This is a genomic window from Burkholderia sp. 4NA327C6 (assembly GCF_005502655.1).
Taxonomy (GTDB): Bacteria; Pseudomonadota; Gammaproteobacteria; order Burkholderiales; family Burkholderiaceae; genus Burkholderia; species Burkholderia contaminans.
In genome coordinates this window covers 85569-104553 of record NZ_SCNZ01000018.1, presented here as the reverse complement: position 1 = coordinate 104553, position 18985 = coordinate 85569, and the positions used below count along the sequence as shown (strand labels likewise).

Here is an 18985-nt window from a genome sequence, read left to right as displayed (position 1 = left end):
CGAATGGTGTTGGTATCGTATTCGCCGCTTGTCGATATCACGCTGCAACGCGTGTCCGCCGGTGTAGTACACCGGCGAGTCAGGTATTCAGACCTTGCCTGACGGACTCATAGATCCCCGCGCCAGCGTCACCGATGAACAAGAGCGCAATGACGACGCACACGACGCGCCAGACGCCGCGCAGACGGGTCACGCCAACATACAAGCCCACGGCGCCGACACACAGCGTCAGGGGCCAGTAGATGGCGCCGTAGATCATCGCGATGACGGGAAAAGGGATGTCAATGGCGATGTCGCTCATTTCGGAAAGCTCCGTTGCTCGTGCGGGGCGTGAGTTTGCTCATCGTTTCGGAGGCATCGGTCACCTACGGTTCATCAACGCGTGACGTCCCCATTCCGCTCGCAAGGGATTCACCCCTCCGCCTGATGGCAAACCACCTCGATATTGTGCCCATCCGGCCCGATGACGAACGCCGCGTAGTAATTCGCGTGATAGTGCGGCCGCAGCCCCGGCGCGCCATGGTCCTTCCCGCCGGCCGCCAGCGCCGCGCGATAGAACGCGTCGACTTGCTGCCGGTTGTCGGCCACGAACGCGATGTGAAGGTGCGCCGGTTTCTCCGAGGTCTGGAACAGGCACAACGACGGCTTGCCCGGCGGAGAGATCTCGATACCGTACGACGGCTCGCCCTCGCCCTGCACCACGACGCCAAGCGGCTCGAGTGCGCTCAGGTAAAACGCCTTGCTGGCTGCAAAGTCGGTCACGCCGAATTTGACATGGTCAAACATGACTCCCCCTCGGATAGATGGGTCTGCCGGCACCCGGATGGAATGTGGAAATCACCGCGATGTTGCCACAGGTGGCCGTCGCCGGCACACCCGCTCGCGACCGAACAAAAAGGCCCGACACAGTCGGGCCAGCGAGCGGGATACAAGGTCCTTGCAAACGCAGTCGCCGTCGGAACCGGCAGCGGCGGTCTTCATGCAAGCCGCGGAGACGACGAACGCCGCAACGGGCCCGATCAACGCGTGCCGCGCAAATGCAGCGTGAACCATTCCACTGCCGCCTGGCTGGTTGCTTCGAAGTGCTCGATATACGGCGTGAAGTGCCCACCCTTGATCATGAGCAGCCGCTTCGGCTCCAGCGCACTTCCCCACGCGTTGAGGCAAAGGTCGGTGGGCGTCAGCAGATCCTGGTCGGCCACGATCATCAGCAACGGGGTGGGCGAGATGCGATCGACATACTGGCCCGGCTCGTTCTCGCGCGACAGCTCGGCGCTGCGCAGCGTCACTTCGTTTTTCCAGTTCGGGGCGAACTGCGCTGCCGACTCCGTGAAGAACCGGTATGCATCCGCACCGGCCATCGCACAGGCGGTCGCGGGATCGGCGCTGACAGCCGGCAACATCGCCGGCGCGCCGCCCGCGAATCGCTGCCTGCGATCTTCATCGAAGCGAGCCAGCTCCGCCGGCACCAGATCGGAACGCGTACGGCGCAACGCCGATTGATAGCCGCTGATCGTCGGCACCTGCGACACCACGCATTTGACGCGCCGGTCGATCGCCGCCACTTCGAGCACGTGGCCGCCGCTGTAGCTGGTGCCCCAGATGCCGATGCGCTCGGCGTCGACATCCGGGCGAGTGAGCAGATAGCTGATCGCATCGCGATAGCCGCGCTTCTGTTGCACGGGGTCGATCTCCTGCCGCGGGTAACCGTCGCTCGCGCCGAAATTCCGGTGATCGTAGAGCAGCACGCCAAAGCCGCCGGCGGCGAATACCTCGGCATAGCGGTCCAGATACTGTTCCTTTACGCCGGAGAAGCCGTGCGCCATCACGATGGCCGGATACGTTGCGGTATCGGCGATGTGCTGCGCCGGCTCGTAGTACCAGCCTCGGAGCGTGGCACCTTCGGACTGGAATTCGATGTCGTGTCGCGTCATGTCGGCTTACCTCGTTCGGTGAGTGATTCGATGACCGACACGATAAGCGTGTGCGCCACGCCCTGCGTTTGCTGGAAAGACGTTTGCTACGCGGAATCGGACAGTTTCGCGTAAGCGCTCGGCGTCATGCCGGCAAACCGGCGAAACACGGTCGAGAAGGCGCTCGTGGTTTCGTAGCCGAGTTCGGCAGCAACGGCGATCACGGAGCGGCCCGATGCCAGCAGCGGGCGCGCGGCCGAAATCCGGGCCTGCTGGCGCCACTGGCTGAACGACAGGCCGGTTTCGGCGGTAAACAGCCGGGCCAGGGTCCGGCTCGACGCACCGACTTCATCGGCCCATTCCGTCAGCGTTCGCTGGTCGGCCGGATTCGCCAGAATCGCGTCGCAGACGCGGGCAAGGCGCCGGTCCTGGCCGGACGGCAGCCGCAACGGTTGCTCGGGCGACCACTCGATTTCGGCGAGCATGAGCTGGATGACGAGATCGTCGCGGCCGTCGGGAGGGATCTCGACCGGGAAAGACGACGCGCGCACGATCAGTTCACGCAGCAGCGGCGACACGTTGACCAGGCTCGGCTGATCCGGGGTTGCCGATCGGTACGCTTGCGGGTCGACGTAGGCGGTACGCATTTCGAGCTGCCCGTGGGCGCGCATCGCGTGCGGCAGGTCGGGCGGAATCCAGAGTGCCCGATGCGGCGGGATCATCCAGAGCGACTGGCACGCGACGACTTCGGCGATGCCGGTCGTCGTGTAAACGAGTTGTGCGCGCGAGTGCCGGTGCTCTGCGACGACGAAGCCGTCGGGGAAGGCTTTCGGCATGACCGCGGCGATGCCGGGTGCATGCTGGTAGTCGCGCGGGTCGGTGCTCTTCGTGACGGGTGCATTACCGGCACGCTTCGGGGCTGCCGTTGCGTTTCGCTCGTTCGCTTTACCGTGGCCGCGCCCTTCGACCTTCATCGCTCGTCCTTTCCAATGTGCGGAATCGCCAGGTCGTGTGATCCGGCGAATCGGACAGATGATACGGGAATGTCGGCCCCCGGGAATCCGGGAATGAAGCTGCGAATCGGTGACGCGATCGCGCTACCGATTCGTTGTTGCGCGGACTCGATATGTCGCGCTGAACTCCCGGTTTCTCTCGTTTCAACAGCATGCTGCGCAATATTGGAAGTTGGATTCCGTGCTGCTATCGTGGTGCACCTTTTGACGACTTCGGAGCGGGAGATACATGCCCTTGATCTTGCGTCGAGCGATTTCAGATGATGCCGCGGAGGTAGCCGAAGTCTATCTACGGTCGCGCAACACGCTGGCATCGTATGCGCCGCTGGCGCATTCGGAAGCCGCCGTCCGCGATTGGGTTGCCAACATGCTTGTGCCGTCGGGCAACGTCACCGTTGCCGTGAACGATAACCGCATCGTCGGCATGGCCGCACACGTTGTTGCTGATGGCGTGGCATGGCTTGACCAGTTGTATGTGCACCCCGAATTCCAGCGGCAAGGGGTTGGTTCTGCGCTCCTCGAATCGGTGAAGTCGCAGACGGCTGGCAAGCTCCAGCTCTACACGTTCCAGATGAATCGCGATGCTGCTGCGTTTTACGAGCGGCAGGGGTTCGTTGCAATTGCATACAGCGACGGAAGCAGGAACGAGGAAGGGTGTCCTGACGTCTTGTACTGCCTGACCCGGTAGCGCACGAAACGCCTGTATGCCCTGCGCAGACAAGCGCTCGCCCAAGGGTCCACCGGCATTGCCCTTGGAGCATGCTCATCAATGTAGCGGCCGACACCCCGCCGTCATCACGGCCGGCGGGTGCTCAGCTTGATTGCCCCTCGTCGGCGACGCGGGCAAGCCACGCCGAAAAGCTCCCGGCGATGCGCTCGCGTCGCGCGTCATCATGCCAGACCCGAATCACTTGCCCCGGGATACCGTCTTCCGCGGGATCGAGGTCGATACACAGATGATTGCCGCTGCCGTCGTGCGTGAACGGAATCCACTTCTGGTTGTACCAGTCGTCCCTGATGCCCGGATCCGGCTCCGATTCCATACCGTCGAAATCGCCTCCGTCGACGAGACCTTTCCAGATACGCCATTGCGCGAGGATCTCGTGCGCGCTCAGCAGCGCATCACTTCCGGAAAATTCATTCCCCGAATCGGCCTGGCCATCGTGAATGCGCAGGCTGTCGACGAATGCGTCAGGCAGTTGCGTTCCCAGCGCAGCCTGCAAGGCTGCGATCTCGTCGTCGGACGCCGGCCCGTTGAGGCCACCCGGCAGACGTGACGCGTCGGCGACGAAGGCCGCTTCGAGCTGCCGCCATGTTTCGCGAAGATCGATGCTGCGCGCGTCGTCGGTATCGCGGGTCGTCACGCGGGCGTCGACCACCGGTGACGGTGTGGCCGCCTCGACGGCTGCCTCCGCCACGGGGCGCGGCGGTTCACTGGCGAGGTCGCGGTCGAGACGCAGGAACAGCACGGACGACCCTGCTGCCAGGGGAAACTCCCCGGCGGGGATCGCGACGAGCACATCGGCACGAACGACGCCGCCGACCAGCCCGTCGGCATCGGACGGCAACAGGCGGACGACAGGCTTTCCGTCGACGCCGCGATGCAGATTGCCCCATCGCATCGCGTTCAGTCGGGCATCGCGCTCGACGCCGTGGTCGACGATCCCGGACTCCCAATGAGGCCCCGGTGTTGACGCGTGCTCGAGTGAATCGAGCACACGCGGCATGATCGCGTGCATCAGCATCGCCACTGCGCTCGTGTGGCCCGGCAGGTTGATCAGCGTGGCCTGATCGTAGCTGGTCAGGAGCGTCGTCCCGCCTTGCGTACCGTCCGGGCGCGTGAGCGTCAGCATGGTTTTCTTCGGCGGCGAGCGATTGTCGCTGCGTCCGAAGTTGAACCGATCGGCTGGCGTTTGCTTGATGTCGACAGTCGTTTCGTCGTAGGCATACACCAACGGCATATTCAGCCCCAGATTCCGAAAGGGCGGCACGGCAGGCAGCCCGGCACCGACGATCAGGTCGTAACGCTGCGCGAGCTCGGCCAGTTTCTTCTTGAACGCGTATTCGTTCTGCTGCACCTCAAGCGGCGGCCGTGCCATGTCCGGCGGCTCGATGTACTCGACCGAACCCACCTCGTATCCCCAGCGCTGCAGTACCGCCCGGATGTACGGTCCGCTCGTGTCGGGCCGCTGCCAGCGCTCGCGAACGGTGCGGGTTGCGCACTGCTCATACCCGACGATCACCACGCCGATGCGCGGCCGTTTCGTCACCTCGATGTCGCGTACGCCTGCGGCCGTCAGCGCGATCTGCCGTTCGGCGGTTATCCGGCTGCCCCTGGGCAGGAGCAGGCTGCCTTGCCGAAATTCGCTGCCCGGTGCGATCACATGCTGGCCGGCGGATAGCGGCGCATGCAGCAGCAGAAACGATCGAGCGCCACGGTACGAAACCTCGAGGTCGCTTTTCGGGACGACGGCGTCGGCATTTTCCGGCAGCGGGAAATACGGTGGGACATCGACCGCACACTGCGCGCCGATTGCGCGAGCCGCCGGACTGCCGGCCGGCGAGGCAAGCGCGCGCCGGCTGAACTGGAATTCGAGCTCGACCGGTGCACCCTGCGCGGCATGCGCGGTATCGGATGCGCGCATCGCATAGCCTTCGACCGCAGCAAGCGGAACGGGCGGAACATTCTCGGGCGCGAAAACGTCCGCCGCCGTCACGCGCGTCAGCGCATCCTCGACCGGAATCGTCTCGGATTGCATCGCGCCCGGCACGACCCGTCGGCAGAGCTTGTAGGGCTGGTCGAGCCAGAAGGGGAAGTTCTCGTGATCGTTCATGGTGATGGGTGTTGTCATGCCGTGGTTCGAAGGATGCCTGCGAACCGCGGCACAGGTACGGTTATCGTCGCCCGTGGCTCAACGTTTTGCCGCAGGCTGCGGAGAACCGACATCGACGTAGAACTGCTCCTGGTCGAGCACGCGCTGATTCAAATAGAAATTGCCGAGGAAAGCGCCCGCACGTCGATTATCACTCGCATCGATACGCTTGACCGATACTTCCGGATCCCTTGATGCGCCTTCCTCTGTCGAGGCAAACGGATACTCGTCGCAATCGCAATCGGACGGCGTTTCGTCCGGGTCGCCGGTGAACGTGCACTGGCCGGTGACCGAACCGAATTTCGCGACGCATTGCTGCTTGGACGTGTCCCGATTGGCCCGCCGGAGTGCTGCGTCGCGGGTGCGTGTCAGCGGCTTGGACGCAAAGGTATCCGGAAAGATCGTGCCATCGCCCATCGGTACGAACTTGCCGGGACGGCCGGCAGCTTGCGCCTCGCGGATATGGATCGCGGATTCGTCGACGTCGGGATTCGTGGCGACGATGGTACGCAGAACGGCCGGTGCGTCCGCGTAAATGCATCCTTGCGAATTGCTCTTGACGAGCGCGACGTCGCATCGAATGTTGGGAATATAGCCTGCGCCCGCGTAGGGATTCATGCTTGCGCCGTTCTCGAACGAGTCTCCCGATTTGGCCACCCGGTACTCGAGCGTCGGACTGAACCTGAGCGGATTACCGGATCCCATGTTGGGCGTGATCACCACCGATAGCTCGTTGGACAGCCCGCCAAGGGCGAGCGGCACGCCGGCATTGGGCGCAACCGTACAATCGGAGCCGCATTCGACGATCGGCTTGATCATCAGGCCGGGCGGATTGCCGGACAGGACCCGCGTGCGGAAGCGGAACGTCACCGGCCATGCGAGCTGGTTCGACGGATTGTCGGAATACGCATAGGCATCAATCGCCACTCGGCCGATTTCATTGTTCTGGCCGTCTATCGCGACATAGACGAGCGGCTCGGTTTTCTGGCAGTAACTGGTCCGGCTCAACAGCGCATTCTTGCTCGTTTCGGTCCGGACCGTCGTGCAGACGGGCGAAACGTCCGTGGCGCTTTCCGCGTGGGCAGGAATTGCCGTCGCAAGCACGAGCGCACCGGCAAACAGCCGGCCAAGCAGCATTCGATGCATCACATCCCTCCTGAAAATTCACCAATCGAAATGACTTATTTTGTCGCGACTCAATTTGAATCTCGATTCGATTGAAAACAAACTGTTATATTTGTCAGGACGATGTAATTTATATTGGCAAGACCCTATCCCGGTCGTTTCTTTTTCATAAACGATCCAATCCAATTCGACATTTATTGAATCCTTTTCCGATCCAGGCAGCGTCACGACGCGGCTCGCCGCGAGGCTGCGCCTGGATGACGTTTTGAGACCGCCCCGCACGGCGATTCCAGATCAATCGGCTCCGGTTTCCCGAGTGGTCAAATCGCTTTGAAACTATCGCATCAAAAATTTCACCTGAAGCAGTCAATTTAAAAATGCATCCAGATATATTTCATTTTCCTTGCAATGACTGGAGAATGATGTAGGCTTGCTGGCGCCGTCATGAACTTCATACAAACCCTCTTCGTGGTTCATTTGACAATGCGCAATTTACCAAGTCGTTCCACCTCGAATTCGATTCAATACTCCATTGGAATCCTGCTGATTGCGGCCAACCTTGCCGAAATCGCGCATGCGGCGCCAATCGAGACGTCGTTGCAACGCTCGATCGGGCAGGCGCTTGAATCCCGATCGGGTGGGACGTTGAAGCTGCCGGCCCGCTCGGACGACAGCCTGGTCGAGGCAATAAAAACAGACGACGCTTCCGGATGGGCATTTGGCACTGCGACACAAATCCTGCGCGAGGATGAATCCGGCGATCCCGTCACGAAGCTGTTCATTGCGCGCAACGTGAATGGCCAATGGATCTCGGGTGTGGAGGGCAGCAGCAAGTTCGGAGAATTGCTCGATGCGGCGCCCCCCACGCTGCTCGCGGCCGACGAGCGGAAAAACCTGGCGTCGAGACGCGCATCGCTTGCACCACGATCGGCTGCATTGCCGCAACCGGGCCTTGCGTTGCCGTGGGAACCGAATGACGGGTGGTATTGGACGGGCGGTGCACACGGCTGGTCCGGACAAAGCAGGCCGTTTAACTCGCTCGATTTCTCGGGTGGCAACGGCCGCGTGCTGGCGGCGCGTGACGGCTATCTGTACAAGAGCTGCGAGCGCGACGGCAGCGCCATCGTGAAAGTGGTTCACGACAATGGCTATGCGACGACTTATTACCACATGGTCCGGCTGACGTCGCTGAACAGCGGTACGCGTGTCCGTCAGGGGGAATATCTCGGCAGCGTCGGAAACGGCCTGCCGTGCGGCGGACAAACGACGGGGCCGCATGTTCACTTTTCACTGAGCAAGGATGGCAACGACGTGTCCGTCAATGGCATGACGATCGGCGGCTGGCAATTCTTCGAAGGCCCTTCGCCGTATTCCGGATACGCGGTTCGCAATCAGCGGCGCGTCTCCCCGCAGGCATGGCTGGTCAACTACGGGAGCGCGGATTCCGGCGATCCGTCCACGCCCGTCAGCGCGCGTGTACAGGCACCGGGCCCGGCGAATCTGCGCAGCGCGCCTTCATTGTCGGCGCCGGTCGTCGGTTCGCTCGAGAATGGGCGCACCGTGCAGCTCGCTTGTCACCAGTACGGCGACTCCGTGAATGGCAACTGGGGCGCCACACGGCTTTGGTATCGACTCGAGTCGAATCAATGGATATCAGACGGATTCGTCTATACCGGCAGCAACGACCCGGTGGTGCCGGTATGCGTGAATTAGCGCAGGCGCACCGGCGCACACTGGGCCGCCGCACCGAGACAGGAAAAACGATGTCCCACCGTTACGTGATCCGCAGAAACATCCCCGCCTTCTCAGGCAACACCGACGGTTGAAAACCGTAGCGCTCGTAGAACTTCGGTGTCCCGTGATCCGCCATCAGGCTGACGTAGGCGGTCGGCGGCGCGTGCTCGTGAACGTAGCCCATGAGTGCCCGCATGATCAGGTCGCCCACGCCCTTCTTCTGGTGAGCGGGCAACACCGCGATATCGACGATCTCGAAGAAGCAGCCGCCGTCGCCGATTACGCGGCCAATGCCAACCGGATCGCTGTCGCAGTAGGCAACGACGCTGAAAAGACCATTCTTCAGCCCGATCGTCGCAGCCTGTTCCGACTTTCTGCTCAACCCTGCGGCGAGACGAATGCCGATGTAGTCGGATACCGACGGGACTTCCTGTCGAACGACGTATGCCATGCGAACCCTTCAGGTTAGCCATACAGACCAATGGACCGGCCTCGCTGCGCATGAGTCCATCGAACCCTGAACCCGACCGCGCGCATCAGACAACACAATGACCATCGATCCAGCGAGACAGCCGACCACGGGCGCACACCCCCACCGTCCACTGCCTCGCCCAATCCGCCAAGCGCCTTAAAGAATCCGGTTCAACGCATCCGAGAACCGCCCAACCGCCCCATCGACATCATGCAGCTTGTCGAGGCCGAACAACCCGAGACGGAACGTCTTGAAATCGTCCCCTTCGTCACACATCAACGGCACGCCCGCCGCGATCTGCAAACCGACGTCGGCAAACTTCTTCCCGGTTCGAATTCCGTCGTCGTCCGTATAACTGACCACGACACCCGGTGCCTCGAACCCTTCCGCCGCCACACTCCGGAACCCCTTCTCGGCCAGCAACGCACGAATCCGCTTGCCCAGCTCGAGCTGCTCCTCTTTCACCTTGTCGAAGCCATACGCCTCGGTTTCCTTCATCACGTCGCGCAGCGTCGTGAGGCTGTCCGTGGGCATCGTCGCGTGGTACGCGAACCCGCCGCCTTCATAGGCCTCCATGATCTGCAGCCACTTGCGCAGATCGCACGCGAAGCTGGTGCTGGTCGTGCCGTCGATACGTTCGCGGGCCCGCTCGCCGAGCATGACCATCGCGCAACACGGCGACGCGCTCCAGCCCTTCTGCGGCGCGCTGATCAGGATATCGACGCCGCTCGCCTGCATGTCGACCCACACCGTGCCGGACGCGATGCAATCCAGCACGAACATGCCGCCGACCGCATGCACGGCATCCGACACCGCGCGCAGATACCCGTCGGGCAACATCATCCCGGACGCGGTTTCGACGTGCGGCGCAAAGACCAGATCCGGCTTGTGTTCGTTGATCGCGGCGACCACTTCGTCGATCGGCGCCGGCGCATACGCGGCCTGCCGTCCCGTTTCGACCGGGCGCGCCTTCAGCACCGTCGTTTCGGACGGGATGCTGCCCATGTCGAAGATCTGCGACCAGCGGAAGCTGAACCAGCCGTTGCGGATGACGAGGCACTTCTTGTTCGTGGCGAACTGCCGCGCGACGGCTTCCATGCCGAACGTCCCGCTGCCGGGGACGATCACGACGGACTTCGCGTTGTAGACCTTCTTCAGCGTGCCGGAGATGTCGCGCATGACGCCCTGAAAGCGCTGCGACATATGGTTGACCGAGCGATCGGTGTACACCACCGAATATTCGAGGAGCCCCTCGCGGTCAACATCGGGAAGTAATCCTGGCATGCTCGCCTCCGGTGAAAGATGAACGATGAAATCTGGGCGAGCAGTGTCCGTGATGCGATACCGCGCTGCACCCATGCAATTGCGTTATTTTCTCGACGAAAGCAGATTCTAACGAAGGCCGCGCGCCGCTTGGGGCATATTTTGTCGGCTGCCCGGCGCAGGGAAGGCGTGGCGCCGCCGCCTGCCGGCGCGCCGCACTGCAACGGAACCACCGCGCCCCCCGCCTGAATCGCCCGCCCGGTGGCCGTCCACGCCGGCCGTTGCAGCGCGCGAAGCCCACGAAGCCCTGGTCCATGCATGGATAAATGGCACTTCCGCCGCGCGCCGCCTACCATGTCTGCTCCCCCTTCACGACAGAGTCTTCGATGATCCCCAACCGAGCATCATCACAGCAGCCGTCGGCCGATCCCGCGCTTGCCGAGCGCGTCGATGCGGTACTGTCCCGCCAACTCGAATTGCAACGCCTCGTCGGTGTGGTCGTCCTGGTCGCACGCGACGGCGAGCTCGTCTATCGCCGCGCGGCCGGGTTCGCCGACCGGGAAGCTCGCACGCCGATGCAGGAGGACACGCTGTTCAGGCTCGCGTCGGTGACGAAGCCGATCGTCTCGGCGGCCGCCATGGCGCTCGTCGCGCAGCGCAAGCTGTCGCTCGACGACGACGTCACGCGCTGGCTGCCCGAGTTCCGTCCGGCGCTGCGTGACGGCAGCGTGCCGGTGATCAAGGTGCGCCACCTGCTCACGCATACCGCCGGCCTCGGCTATCGCTACGCGGAACCCGACGCGACGTGCGCGTATGCACGCGCGGGCGTCTCGGACGGCCTCGATGGCGCATCGATCACGCTCGCCGAGAACATGCGCAGGATCGCGAGCGTGCCGTTGCAGTACGCGCCCGGCACCGGCTGGAACTACTCGCTCTCCATCGACGTGGTCGGCGCGGTGATCGAGGCCGCCAGCGGGCTGCCGCTCGCCGATGCGGTCGATGCGCTGGTGCTTCGCCCGCTCGGCACGTGCGACACAGGATTCGTCGCACGCGACGCGGCACGCCTCGCGACGCCTTACGTCAACGACACGCCGCAGCCGCACCGGCTCGCCGAGAACGAAGTCGTACCCATCTACGAAGGCTCCATCGGCGTGACGTACTCGCCGTCGCGCGCGCTCAACGCGGATGCGTTCGCTTCGGGCGGCGCCGGGATGGTCGGCACCGCCGGCGACGTGCTGAACGTGCTGGACACGCTGCGGGCAGGTGGCGGCACCATTCTGCCGGCCGAGCTGGTCGACGAGATGGGCCGCATCCACACCGGCAACCTCGAGTTGCCCGACCTGCCCGGCGCCGGTTACGGAATCGGGTTTTCCGTGTTGCGCGACCCGCGCGCGGCGCTGTCGCCGGAGTCTCCCGGCACGTGGCGCTGGGGCGGCGTCTACGGTCATTCGTGGTTCGTCGACCGCGCACGCGGGCTCACCGTCGTGTCGCTGTCGAACACGCTCTACGAAGGGATGAACGGCCCGTACACGCTCGATCTGCGCGACGCGATCTACGGCGTCGGCTGACACCCGTAATTGCACGCGCAACAAAAAAGGCCCGACACGGTCGGGCCAATGAGGTGAGACACAAGGAGAATCCCGCCCACCACACCGGGCGGATCACGCCGCGCTACACGACGTTCTTTTCGACGATCGGCCGGTTCTCCAGCACGCGCGCCCAGCCGAGCGTCGACAGGTCGAGCGTGTCGTAACGCCCGCCCAGAATGAGTTCACTGACGCCGCGCCCCGTCGCCGGCCCCTGCTGCAGCCCGTGGCCGCTGTAGCCGTTCGCGAACACGACGTTGTCGAGTTCCGGGTGATACCCGATGATCGCGTTGTGGTCGAACACGTTGTACTCGTAGTACCCGGACCAGCAGTTCTCCACGCGCAGCGCCTCGAACTCCGGCACGCGATTCGCGAGCGTCGGCCAGATCACCTCGTCGAACAGGTCGTGGTCGACTTCGTCGAGCGGCAGGTCGTCCGGGTCGCGATCGGGGCTCGGCGACGTCCCGCAGATATACGTGCGCCCTTCCGGCCGGAAATACACGCCGGTCGGGTCGATCAGCAGCGGGCAATCCGTGAGCTTCGCCGGCGACGACACGTTGAAGATGCTGCGGCGCCGCGCATACACGGGAATGTCGATGCCCATCATCGACGACAGCGTGCGCGTCCACGCTCCGGCCGCGTTCACGAGCGTGTCGCACGCGTAGCGTTCGCCGTCGGCCGTGACCACGTGCGTCACCTTGCGGCCGTCGCGCACCACGTCCTTCACATCGGACGGCACATAGCGCGCACCGAGCGCCTGCGCCTTCTTGCGCAGCGCCTGCACGAGCCCGTAGCCGTCGAACCAGCCTTCGCCGCTCACGCCGTACGCACCCGACACGAGATCGTCGACGTTCAGCCACGGAAACTTCGCGCGCAGCGCATCGCGGTCCATCAGCCGGATATCCGCGCCGAGGCTCGTCTGCAGCGCGTGGTTCTCGCGCAGCGTCGCGTCGCCGGCCGGCGTCGCGAGGAACAGGTAGCCGCCTTCGTGCAGGTCGATCGACGGCTGGTGGCCGTCCACTTCGAGGCGCTCGCCGATCGTGCGCAGGAAGTCGATGCCGAACAGCGACATCTCGATCGACAGCGGCGTCGAGAACTGCTGGCGAATCGATGCGGCCGACAACGCCGACGACGATCGAGCATAGGTGGGGTCGCGCTCGATCACGGTCACGGAAACCGTGGGATCGGTGGCGCGCAGGAAATAGGCGATCGAGCTGCCGATCACACCACCGCCGACGATGACGACTTGAGAACTCACGACTGACTCCAGTTGCACATATCGGGCGCGGCCAGCGGCCCCCGCCCATGGGTTGTTCGTGCCGCGTCACGCGCGGCGTCGCGCGGGCAGGCTCGTGCGGCTGCCACACCGGTGTGCGCCGCGATCGCAACCGATCGTTGATGGCATTTCAGCACGTCCGGCGCCGCCGCGGAAGTCCGCGCGCGGGTGGCGTTCAATCCGCCGATTGCGTCGTGACGGGCTGCCACGCGGCGTTCTTCACCTCATACAGCGTCGAGCTCGGGTTCTTCAGGTCGCCCGTGTTCGTGAACGCGATCGTGCCCGTGATGCCGTCGTAGCGCGTGCCCTTCAGCGCGCCGTTGAAATCGGCCGGCTTCGTCGAGTTCGCCTTCTGCATCGCGTTGATCGCGATCCATGTCGCGTCGTACGCGAACGGCGCGTACGCGAGCATGTCGATGCCGTACTTCTGCTTGAATTTCGTTTCGAACTGCTTGCCCTTCGCAAGGCGCGACAGCGGCTGCCCGTATTCCCACACGGACGCGCCTTCAGCCGCATTGCCGGCCAGCTTGATGAAGTTCGCGTTCATCACGCCGCCGCCCGCGAGGAACTGCGCGCGAATGCCGAGCTGGCGCATGCGCTTCACGAGCATCGCGGCCTGCGCGTCGAGGCCGCCGAAGAACACGAGGTCGGCATTGGTGCTCTTGATCTTCGTGAGCTGCGCGCTGAAATCCACCGCCTTGTCGTTCGTGAATTCGCGCGCGACGATCGTGCCGCCGGTCGCTTTCACGGACTTCTCGAATTCGTCGGCTTCGCCCTGGCCGAACGCGGTGCGGTCGTCGATGATCGCGATGCGCTTCGCCTTGGTCACGCTCGCCGCATAGGCACCCGCGTTGCCGGCATTCTGCGTGTCGGTCGCAATCACGCGGTACACGGTGCCGAGCCCGGCACGCGTGATGTCGGGATTGGTCGCCGACGGCGTGATCATCGGAATGCCGGCCTTCGCGTAGATCTTCGACGCGGGCAGCGTCGTGCCCGAGTTGAAGTGGCCGATCACGACGGCCACCTGCGCGTCGGCGAGCTGCTGGGCGGCCTGCACGCCGGTGCGCGGATCGCTCTGGTCGTCCTGCGACGCGACGACGAACTTCACGGGCTTGCCGCCCACCGTCGTATGCGCGGCATTCGCTTCGTCGACGGCCATGCGCACGCCGTTCTCGATGTCCTTGCCGTAGGCGGCGCCGCCGCCCGTCAGCGGGCCGGCCACGCCGACCTTGACCACCGTCTCCTGCGCGTGAACCGCGCCCGTCTGGAGCGCGAGGATCGCGGCGGTCAATGCGACGCCGGAAAGCGAACGAATGCGGAACGTCATGACAATCCTTGTTCTGGGGGCCGGGATGCAACGCGCGACTGCCGCGCGTCGGCAACCTCCCGCGCGTGCCGGTCATGTCGCCCGCCTGCGGGGCGTCATGCGACGCCCTTGCCGGCCGGTCGATCGCCGCGGCTCCGTCTCCGAAGAGCCTTTCATCGCGAAAGAGGTGAATGGATTGTGGGTAGCCAATACCCGTGCAGCAAACGAAATATCGGAACTATGTTGTGAGGATTTGTCATCAAGTTCCGCGTTCGCGGGCGGCGCGCGGCCCACGCAACGGTGGGCCGCGGGTAAACCGGCGCCGTGCAATACCGTGGCGGCGCCCGGCCATCAAGGGCGGCAGTGGTCATGCCGGCGGCGCATCATCGTTGCAATAATGGCCCGGCCGGCCATCGCGACGCCCGCGGCGCCGCGTCATCGGTCAGTGCCGATCGGCGCCCGTCTGATTGCGCACCGCATCGGCCGCCTCGCCGGCCTGCTCCTGCATCTTGCCGGCCTCTTGTTCAGCGACGCCTTCCGCTTCCGTCTTGCGGTCGCCCGTGACCTTGCCGAGCGCTTCCTTGACCGAACCCCTGACCTGTTTGAGCTTGCCTTCGATGCGATTCCTGTCCATGGTCGTCTCCTGCGATGGTTGGAGAGAGCCGGCGATGCGACGGGCTGCGTCGCACCGCCGAGTGGACAGGATCGCAAGCGGGCGCCGCGCGCGGCAGATGCGGATGCACCAGCGCGCATGGTGCATTCGTACCGACTGCGTCAGCCCTTGTCCTTCGCGCCGCCCTTGTCGCCGCGCGCGCCGTTCGCCTCGGCCGCGCCGACGATCCCGCGTTCGCGCGCCCACACGATCGCCTCGCCGCGGCTGTGCACGTCGAGCTTCGCGTAGATCGTCGCGACGTGATTGCGCACCGTGTTCGGCGCGAGCCCGAGGCGGCCGGCGATCTCCTTGTCGGCAAGACCGTGGCACAGCAGGTCGAACACGTCGCGCTCGCGTGCGGTCAGGTCCGACAGCTGGGCGCCCGCATCCGGCGCATTCGCACGCCGCACGTTCGCGAGCTTCTCGATCAGCGTGCGGCTGAACCACGATGCATCCTGCATCGCCGTTTCGATCGCATAGACGAGCTCCATCTCAGTGCGCTTGCGGTCGCTGATGTCGAGCAGTGCGACGAGCAGGCAGTCGCGCCCGTGAATCGCGACGGGATCGGCCGACACGACGCAATCGCGCACGTCGCCTTCACGCGTGCGGATCTGCACGTCGGCGTTGCGCACGCTGCCGTCGCGCGCGAGCTGGCTCTCGATGTGCTGCCATGCGCCGCGCTCGGCCCATAGCCCGATCTCGTCCGCGGATTTGCCGAGCAGGTCGTCCTGCGCGTGGCCCGTCATCGCGGCGAACGCGCCGTTCACGTCGAGCAATTCGAAGCGGTCGGCCGTGACGATCGCGGTGGGGACCGGCGCCATCCGGAACGCCGTCGCGAAGCGTTCCTCGCTCTGCCGCAGCGCGCGCTCGGCCTGCTTGCGAGGCTCGAGATCCATGAACGTGAACAGCATGCACGCCTCGTCGTTCATGTCGATCGGCTGCCCGGCGACGACCACCGCCTTCGTGCCGCCGTCCGCGAGCTTCAGCACGGCCTCCATCTGCGGGATCGTCGCGCCTTCGCCGAGCCGCTCGATCGCGAGCTCGCGCCGCTCGGCCTGGTCGAGCACGTCGAGCTCGTACACCGAGCGGCCGAGCACGTCTTCACGCGCGTGGCCGGTCATGTCGAGAAAGCCCTGGTTGACCTTCACGTAGCGCAGGTCGTCGAGCCGGCAGATCACGGCCGGCGCCGGGTTCGCGTTGAAGGTGCGCTCGAAGCGCTCCTCGGCGCTCGCCCACTCGGTCGCGTCGTGCAGCACGAGCGCGAGGCAATCGGGTTCGCCGGCCGCGTTCGTCAGCACGAGGCTGCGGATGCGGTGGACCCAGCTCATGGTTTCGTCGGCGGCCGATTCGACTTCGACCGTCACGTCGCTGAACTCCTCGCCCGCGATCACGCGATCCATCGGATAGTGGCCGTCGCGCACCGGGTGGTTGTTCCGGTAGCGCAGCCGGAAGCGCTCGCGGTAATCGGTGACGGTCGCGCCGAGCGCCTCCAGCTCGGTCACGCCGTGCATCGCGAGCGCGGCCTCGTTCGCCCAGACGATCCGCTGGTCGGGCTCGATCAGGATCACGCCCTCGGTGAGCCCCGCGATGATCTGGTGCAGCTGGCGCCGGTCGGTATGCGACTTGAGCGCCTGTTCGTTTACCTGTTCGTTCATCGAATGGTTGTCCCTGTCGTCAGCATGACTGACTGCCGGCCCGGTTGCCGCTACATCGACACGCGCCGGCCGGCGCGTGTGGCGATGATCGCGTGCCCGCACCGGTGCACGACAGTCGCGGATGCACTATTCGTCATAGTACATGCGCACGGCCCGCTCCACCGTGCGGTGTCCCGCCGATCCCCGAAGCATCCATCGCAGCGGCTTTCCGCACGTCCCGGCCGACAGGCGCACCGCCTTCCCCTTCTCGACGCCCCGTGCAAACGCACTAGCCGATCAGGTGAATTTGCGCGATGTACGCGCACGATCGCCCCGGTACGCTGGTACTGCATCGGCGCTCATGCGCTGCCTTCCGAACCGCAGAGGAGAAGCACGATGAAGCTGCATCAGACACCCGATCCGACGCGGCCCGAACCGGCCCCGGACAATCCGCCCGAACCGCCGCCCGGCACCGATCCGCCGGTTCCGCTGCCGCCCGACGTGCCGCGCCCGGACATCCCGCCGCGCGAGCCTGGCTACGACACGCCGATCGCCCATTGATCCGCGATCGCCCATTGAGCCGGGCACGCGCCGTGCTCGGTGATCGATTCATTCATCACGCCAATCGAAGGAGAACATCAATGAACAAGACCTCGCACCTTTCGACGCTGCTCGCCGCCAGCGCGGCCTTCCTGCTTTGCGCCGCACCGCTCACGAACGCGCAGGCGCAAGCCTCGTCCACCGACAGCGGCATGACGGCCGAATCGAACCAGCCCGTTACCGACACGTGGATCACGACCAAGGTGAAGGGTGAGCTCGCGACCACCGACGGCGTCAAGAGCACTGACATCAGCGTGAAGACGGTCGACGGCGTCGTCACGCTCACCGGCGTGCTGCCGACGAAGGTCGCCGTGAAGAAGGCTGTCGCCGTCACGCGCGCGATCAAGGGCGTGAAGCACGTCGACGCATCCGGCCTGAAGGCAAAGGCCTGACCTCCCGGCGCGGCACGCCGCCGCGCTTTTCTTCCCTGCATGACAAGGAGCACACGATGAACGAGGACAAGATCAAGGGCCAGTGGAAACAACTCTCCGGCAAGCTGAAGGCCAAGTGGGGCAAGTTGACCGACGACGACCTGAAGGTGGCCGACGGCAATCGCGAGTACCTGGCCGGCAAGATCCAGGAGCGTTACGGCATCGCACGCGATGAAGCCGAGAAGCAGCTGAAGGACTTCGACCGCGAGCTGTGATGCGATAGCGCATCGACATAACCCGCCGCGGCGCCGATGGCGTCGCGGCCACCAGGACAACGACATGGGCAAATACCTGATCGCCTGGCTGCTCGGCGTGCCGGTCGGGCTGCTGGTGCTGTTCTTTCTGATCACGCACGTCTTCTGAGCGTGCCTGTTCGATCAAATCCAATTAGTACAACTCGGTTTTCAGGGAGATAAACAATGAAATTTCTTTCGATATCGGTCGCCTGCCTCGCGTTGATGACCGCATCGATCCCCGGATTTGCGGCGGGGTGCCTGAAGGGTGCAGCCGTGGGCGGCGTCGCCGGCCATGTCGCGGGGCACCACGGGGCAATGGGTGCCGCCGCCGGTTGCGCGATCGGCCACCACCACGCGGCAAAGAAAGCGAAGGCCGCAAGCGCGGCAACCGCCGCCTCGCAACGAACGAGTCACGACGCGGCCGGCCGACCGTTCTTCGGAACGGCCGGCTTTGCGCTGCATGCCTGATACCGCGGGTAAAGGCGTGACCGCCGGATTTACAACCATTTCGCCAATCCAGAGGAAATATCGTTCATGGATATGCATGGCTTGATCATATGGCTGGTCATCGGCGCCATCGCCGGCTGGCTTGCGGGCGTACTCGTCAAGGGCGGCGGTTTCGGCCTGCTCGTCGACATCGTCGTCGGGATTCTGGGCGCGGTAATCGGCGGCTGGCTCGCCGGATTGCTCGGTATCGGCTTCAGCGGGATTCTCGGCTCGATCGTCATCGCCCTCATCGGTGCGGTGATCCTGTTGCTCGTGATTCGCCTGTTCCGTCGCGCAGCGTGACGGGTCATCCGGCGCGCCGGGGAAGTGTCCCGGCAAACACGCCGGCATGACAGGTTCAACGCCATGAGGGGCGAGCCCGGCG

20 protein-coding genes are annotated in these 18985 nt (G+C 64.6%); 8 read left to right on the top strand and 12 right to left on the bottom strand.

The genetic code is table 11. The features are described from left to right. Positions 1-79: 79 nt before the first annotated feature. The 4 genes from FFS49_RS19855 to FFS49_RS19840 all read right to left on the bottom strand — a co-directional run bounded on the left by FFS49_RS19855 (position 80) and on the right by FFS49_RS19840 (position 2887). Positions 80-301 (bottom strand): hypothetical protein, encoded by a 222-nt coding sequence (locus FFS49_RS19855; protein WP_105817314.1) that lies wholly within the window; start codon positions 299-301, stop codon positions 80-82. Between the two features lie 110 nt (positions 302-411). Then, positions 412-786 carry a VOC family protein gene (locus tag FFS49_RS19850; protein ID WP_046549210.1) on the bottom strand — a complete coding sequence of 125 codons (375 nt, stop codon included), beginning with the start codon at positions 784-786 and terminating at the stop codon, positions 412-414. A 233-nt stretch (positions 787-1019) separates the two neighbouring features. Further along, a complete protein-coding gene (locus FFS49_RS19845; protein WP_105817315.1) occupies positions 1020-1934 on the bottom strand; it encodes an alpha/beta hydrolase in 915 nt (304 codons plus the stop codon). A gap of 86 nt (positions 1935-2020) precedes the next feature. Further along, positions 2021-2887 carry a helix-turn-helix transcriptional regulator gene (locus FFS49_RS19840; RefSeq protein WP_105817316.1) on the bottom strand — a complete coding sequence of 289 codons (867 nt, stop codon included), beginning with the start codon at positions 2885-2887 and terminating at the stop codon, positions 2021-2023. A 268-nt stretch (positions 2888-3155) separates the two neighbouring features. On the opposite strand from FFS49_RS19840, the gene FFS49_RS19835 reads away from it, so the two are divergent. Continuing rightward, the gene (locus tag FFS49_RS19835) at positions 3156-3614 is read left to right on the top strand and encodes a GNAT family N-acetyltransferase (RefSeq protein ID WP_105817317.1); all 459 of its coding nucleotides are present in this window, start codon (positions 3156-3158) and stop codon (positions 3612-3614) included. Between the two features lie 124 nt (positions 3615-3738). On the opposite strand, the gene FFS49_RS19830 is transcribed toward FFS49_RS19835, so the two are convergent. Then, complete coding sequence (locus FFS49_RS19830; protein ID WP_224755718.1) at positions 3739-5685, bottom strand: SMI1/KNR4 family protein; 1947 nt, start codon at positions 5683-5685, stop codon at positions 3739-3741. Positions 5686-5838: 153 nt separating this feature from the next. Continuing rightward, complete coding sequence (locus FFS49_RS19825) at positions 5839-6945, bottom strand: NucA/NucB deoxyribonuclease domain-containing protein (protein ID WP_224755714.1); 1107 nt, start codon at positions 6943-6945, stop codon at positions 5839-5841. Positions 6946-7407: 462 nt separating this feature from the next. Between FFS49_RS19825 and FFS49_RS19820 the strand changes: the two genes are divergently transcribed. Continuing rightward, positions 7408-8637, top strand: a complete 1230-nt coding sequence (locus FFS49_RS19820; RefSeq protein ID WP_105817319.1) for a peptidoglycan DD-metalloendopeptidase family protein — start codon at positions 7408-7410, stop codon at positions 8635-8637. Positions 8638-8698: 61 nt separating this feature from the next. On the opposite strand, the gene FFS49_RS19815 is transcribed toward FFS49_RS19820, so the two are convergent. Both FFS49_RS19815 and FFS49_RS19810 read right to left on the bottom strand, forming a co-directional pair. Beyond that, entirely contained in the window at positions 8699-9109 is a 411-nt protein-coding gene (locus FFS49_RS19815; RefSeq protein ID WP_071333191.1) for a GNAT family N-acetyltransferase, read from the bottom strand. 177 nt (positions 9110-9286) lie between these two features. Continuing rightward, positions 9287-10414, bottom strand: a complete 1128-nt coding sequence (locus FFS49_RS19810) for an aminotransferase class V-fold PLP-dependent enzyme (protein ID WP_105817320.1) — start codon at positions 10412-10414, stop codon at positions 9287-9289. Positions 10415-10779: 365 nt separating this feature from the next. Here FFS49_RS19810 and FFS49_RS19805 point away from each other — a divergent pair, with 365 nt between their 5' ends. Next, complete coding sequence (locus FFS49_RS19805; protein WP_071333193.1) at positions 10780-11961, top strand: serine hydrolase domain-containing protein; 1182 nt, start codon at positions 10780-10782, stop codon at positions 11959-11961. Between the two features lie 103 nt (positions 11962-12064). Here the strand turns inward: FFS49_RS19805 and FFS49_RS19800 are convergent, their stop codons facing one another. The 4 genes from FFS49_RS19800 to FFS49_RS19785 all read right to left on the bottom strand — a co-directional run bounded on the left by FFS49_RS19800 (position 12065) and on the right by FFS49_RS19785 (position 16868). Continuing rightward, complete coding sequence (locus tag FFS49_RS19800) at positions 12065-13237, bottom strand: FAD-binding oxidoreductase (protein ID WP_039354247.1); 1173 nt, start codon at positions 13235-13237, stop codon at positions 12065-12067. 193 nt (positions 13238-13430) lie between these two features. Continuing rightward, positions 13431-14582 carry a branched-chain amino acid ABC transporter substrate-binding protein gene (locus FFS49_RS19795; protein WP_105817321.1) on the bottom strand — a complete coding sequence of 384 codons (1152 nt, stop codon included), beginning with the start codon at positions 14580-14582 and terminating at the stop codon, positions 13431-13433. A 421-nt stretch (positions 14583-15003) separates the two neighbouring features. Then, positions 15004-15195 carry a CsbD family protein gene (locus tag FFS49_RS19790; RefSeq protein ID WP_071333196.1) on the bottom strand — a complete coding sequence of 64 codons (192 nt, stop codon included), beginning with the start codon at positions 15193-15195 and terminating at the stop codon, positions 15004-15006. A gap of 140 nt (positions 15196-15335) precedes the next feature. Next, positions 15336-16868, bottom strand: coding sequence for a helix-turn-helix transcriptional regulator (locus tag FFS49_RS19785; protein WP_105817322.1), 1533 nt, complete (start codon positions 16866-16868; stop codon positions 15336-15338). A 375-nt stretch (positions 16869-17243) separates the two neighbouring features. On the opposite strand from FFS49_RS19785, the gene FFS49_RS42040 reads away from it, so the two are divergent. The 5 genes from FFS49_RS42040 to FFS49_RS19765 all read left to right on the top strand — a co-directional run bounded on the left by FFS49_RS42040 (position 17244) and on the right by FFS49_RS19765 (position 18903). Further along, the gene (locus FFS49_RS42040; protein WP_171026795.1) at positions 17244-17408 is read left to right on the top strand and encodes a hypothetical protein; all 165 of its coding nucleotides are present in this window, start codon (positions 17244-17246) and stop codon (positions 17406-17408) included. An 80-nt stretch (positions 17409-17488) separates the two neighbouring features. Further along, positions 17489-17839 carry a BON domain-containing protein gene (locus FFS49_RS19780; RefSeq protein ID WP_039354238.1) on the top strand — a complete coding sequence of 117 codons (351 nt, stop codon included), beginning with the start codon at positions 17489-17491 and terminating at the stop codon, positions 17837-17839. 56 nt (positions 17840-17895) lie between these two features. Beyond that, positions 17896-18093, top strand: coding sequence for a CsbD family protein (locus tag FFS49_RS19775; RefSeq protein WP_039354235.1), 198 nt, complete (start codon positions 17896-17898; stop codon positions 18091-18093). Positions 18094-18297: 204 nt separating this feature from the next. Then, positions 18298-18582, top strand: a complete 285-nt coding sequence (locus tag FFS49_RS42625; protein WP_224755715.1) for a hypothetical protein — start codon at positions 18298-18300, stop codon at positions 18580-18582. A gap of 72 nt (positions 18583-18654) precedes the next feature. Beyond that, positions 18655-18903, top strand: a complete 249-nt coding sequence (locus FFS49_RS19765) for a GlsB/YeaQ/YmgE family stress response membrane protein (RefSeq protein WP_076841438.1) — start codon at positions 18655-18657, stop codon at positions 18901-18903. Positions 18904-18985: the final 82 nt, after the last annotated feature.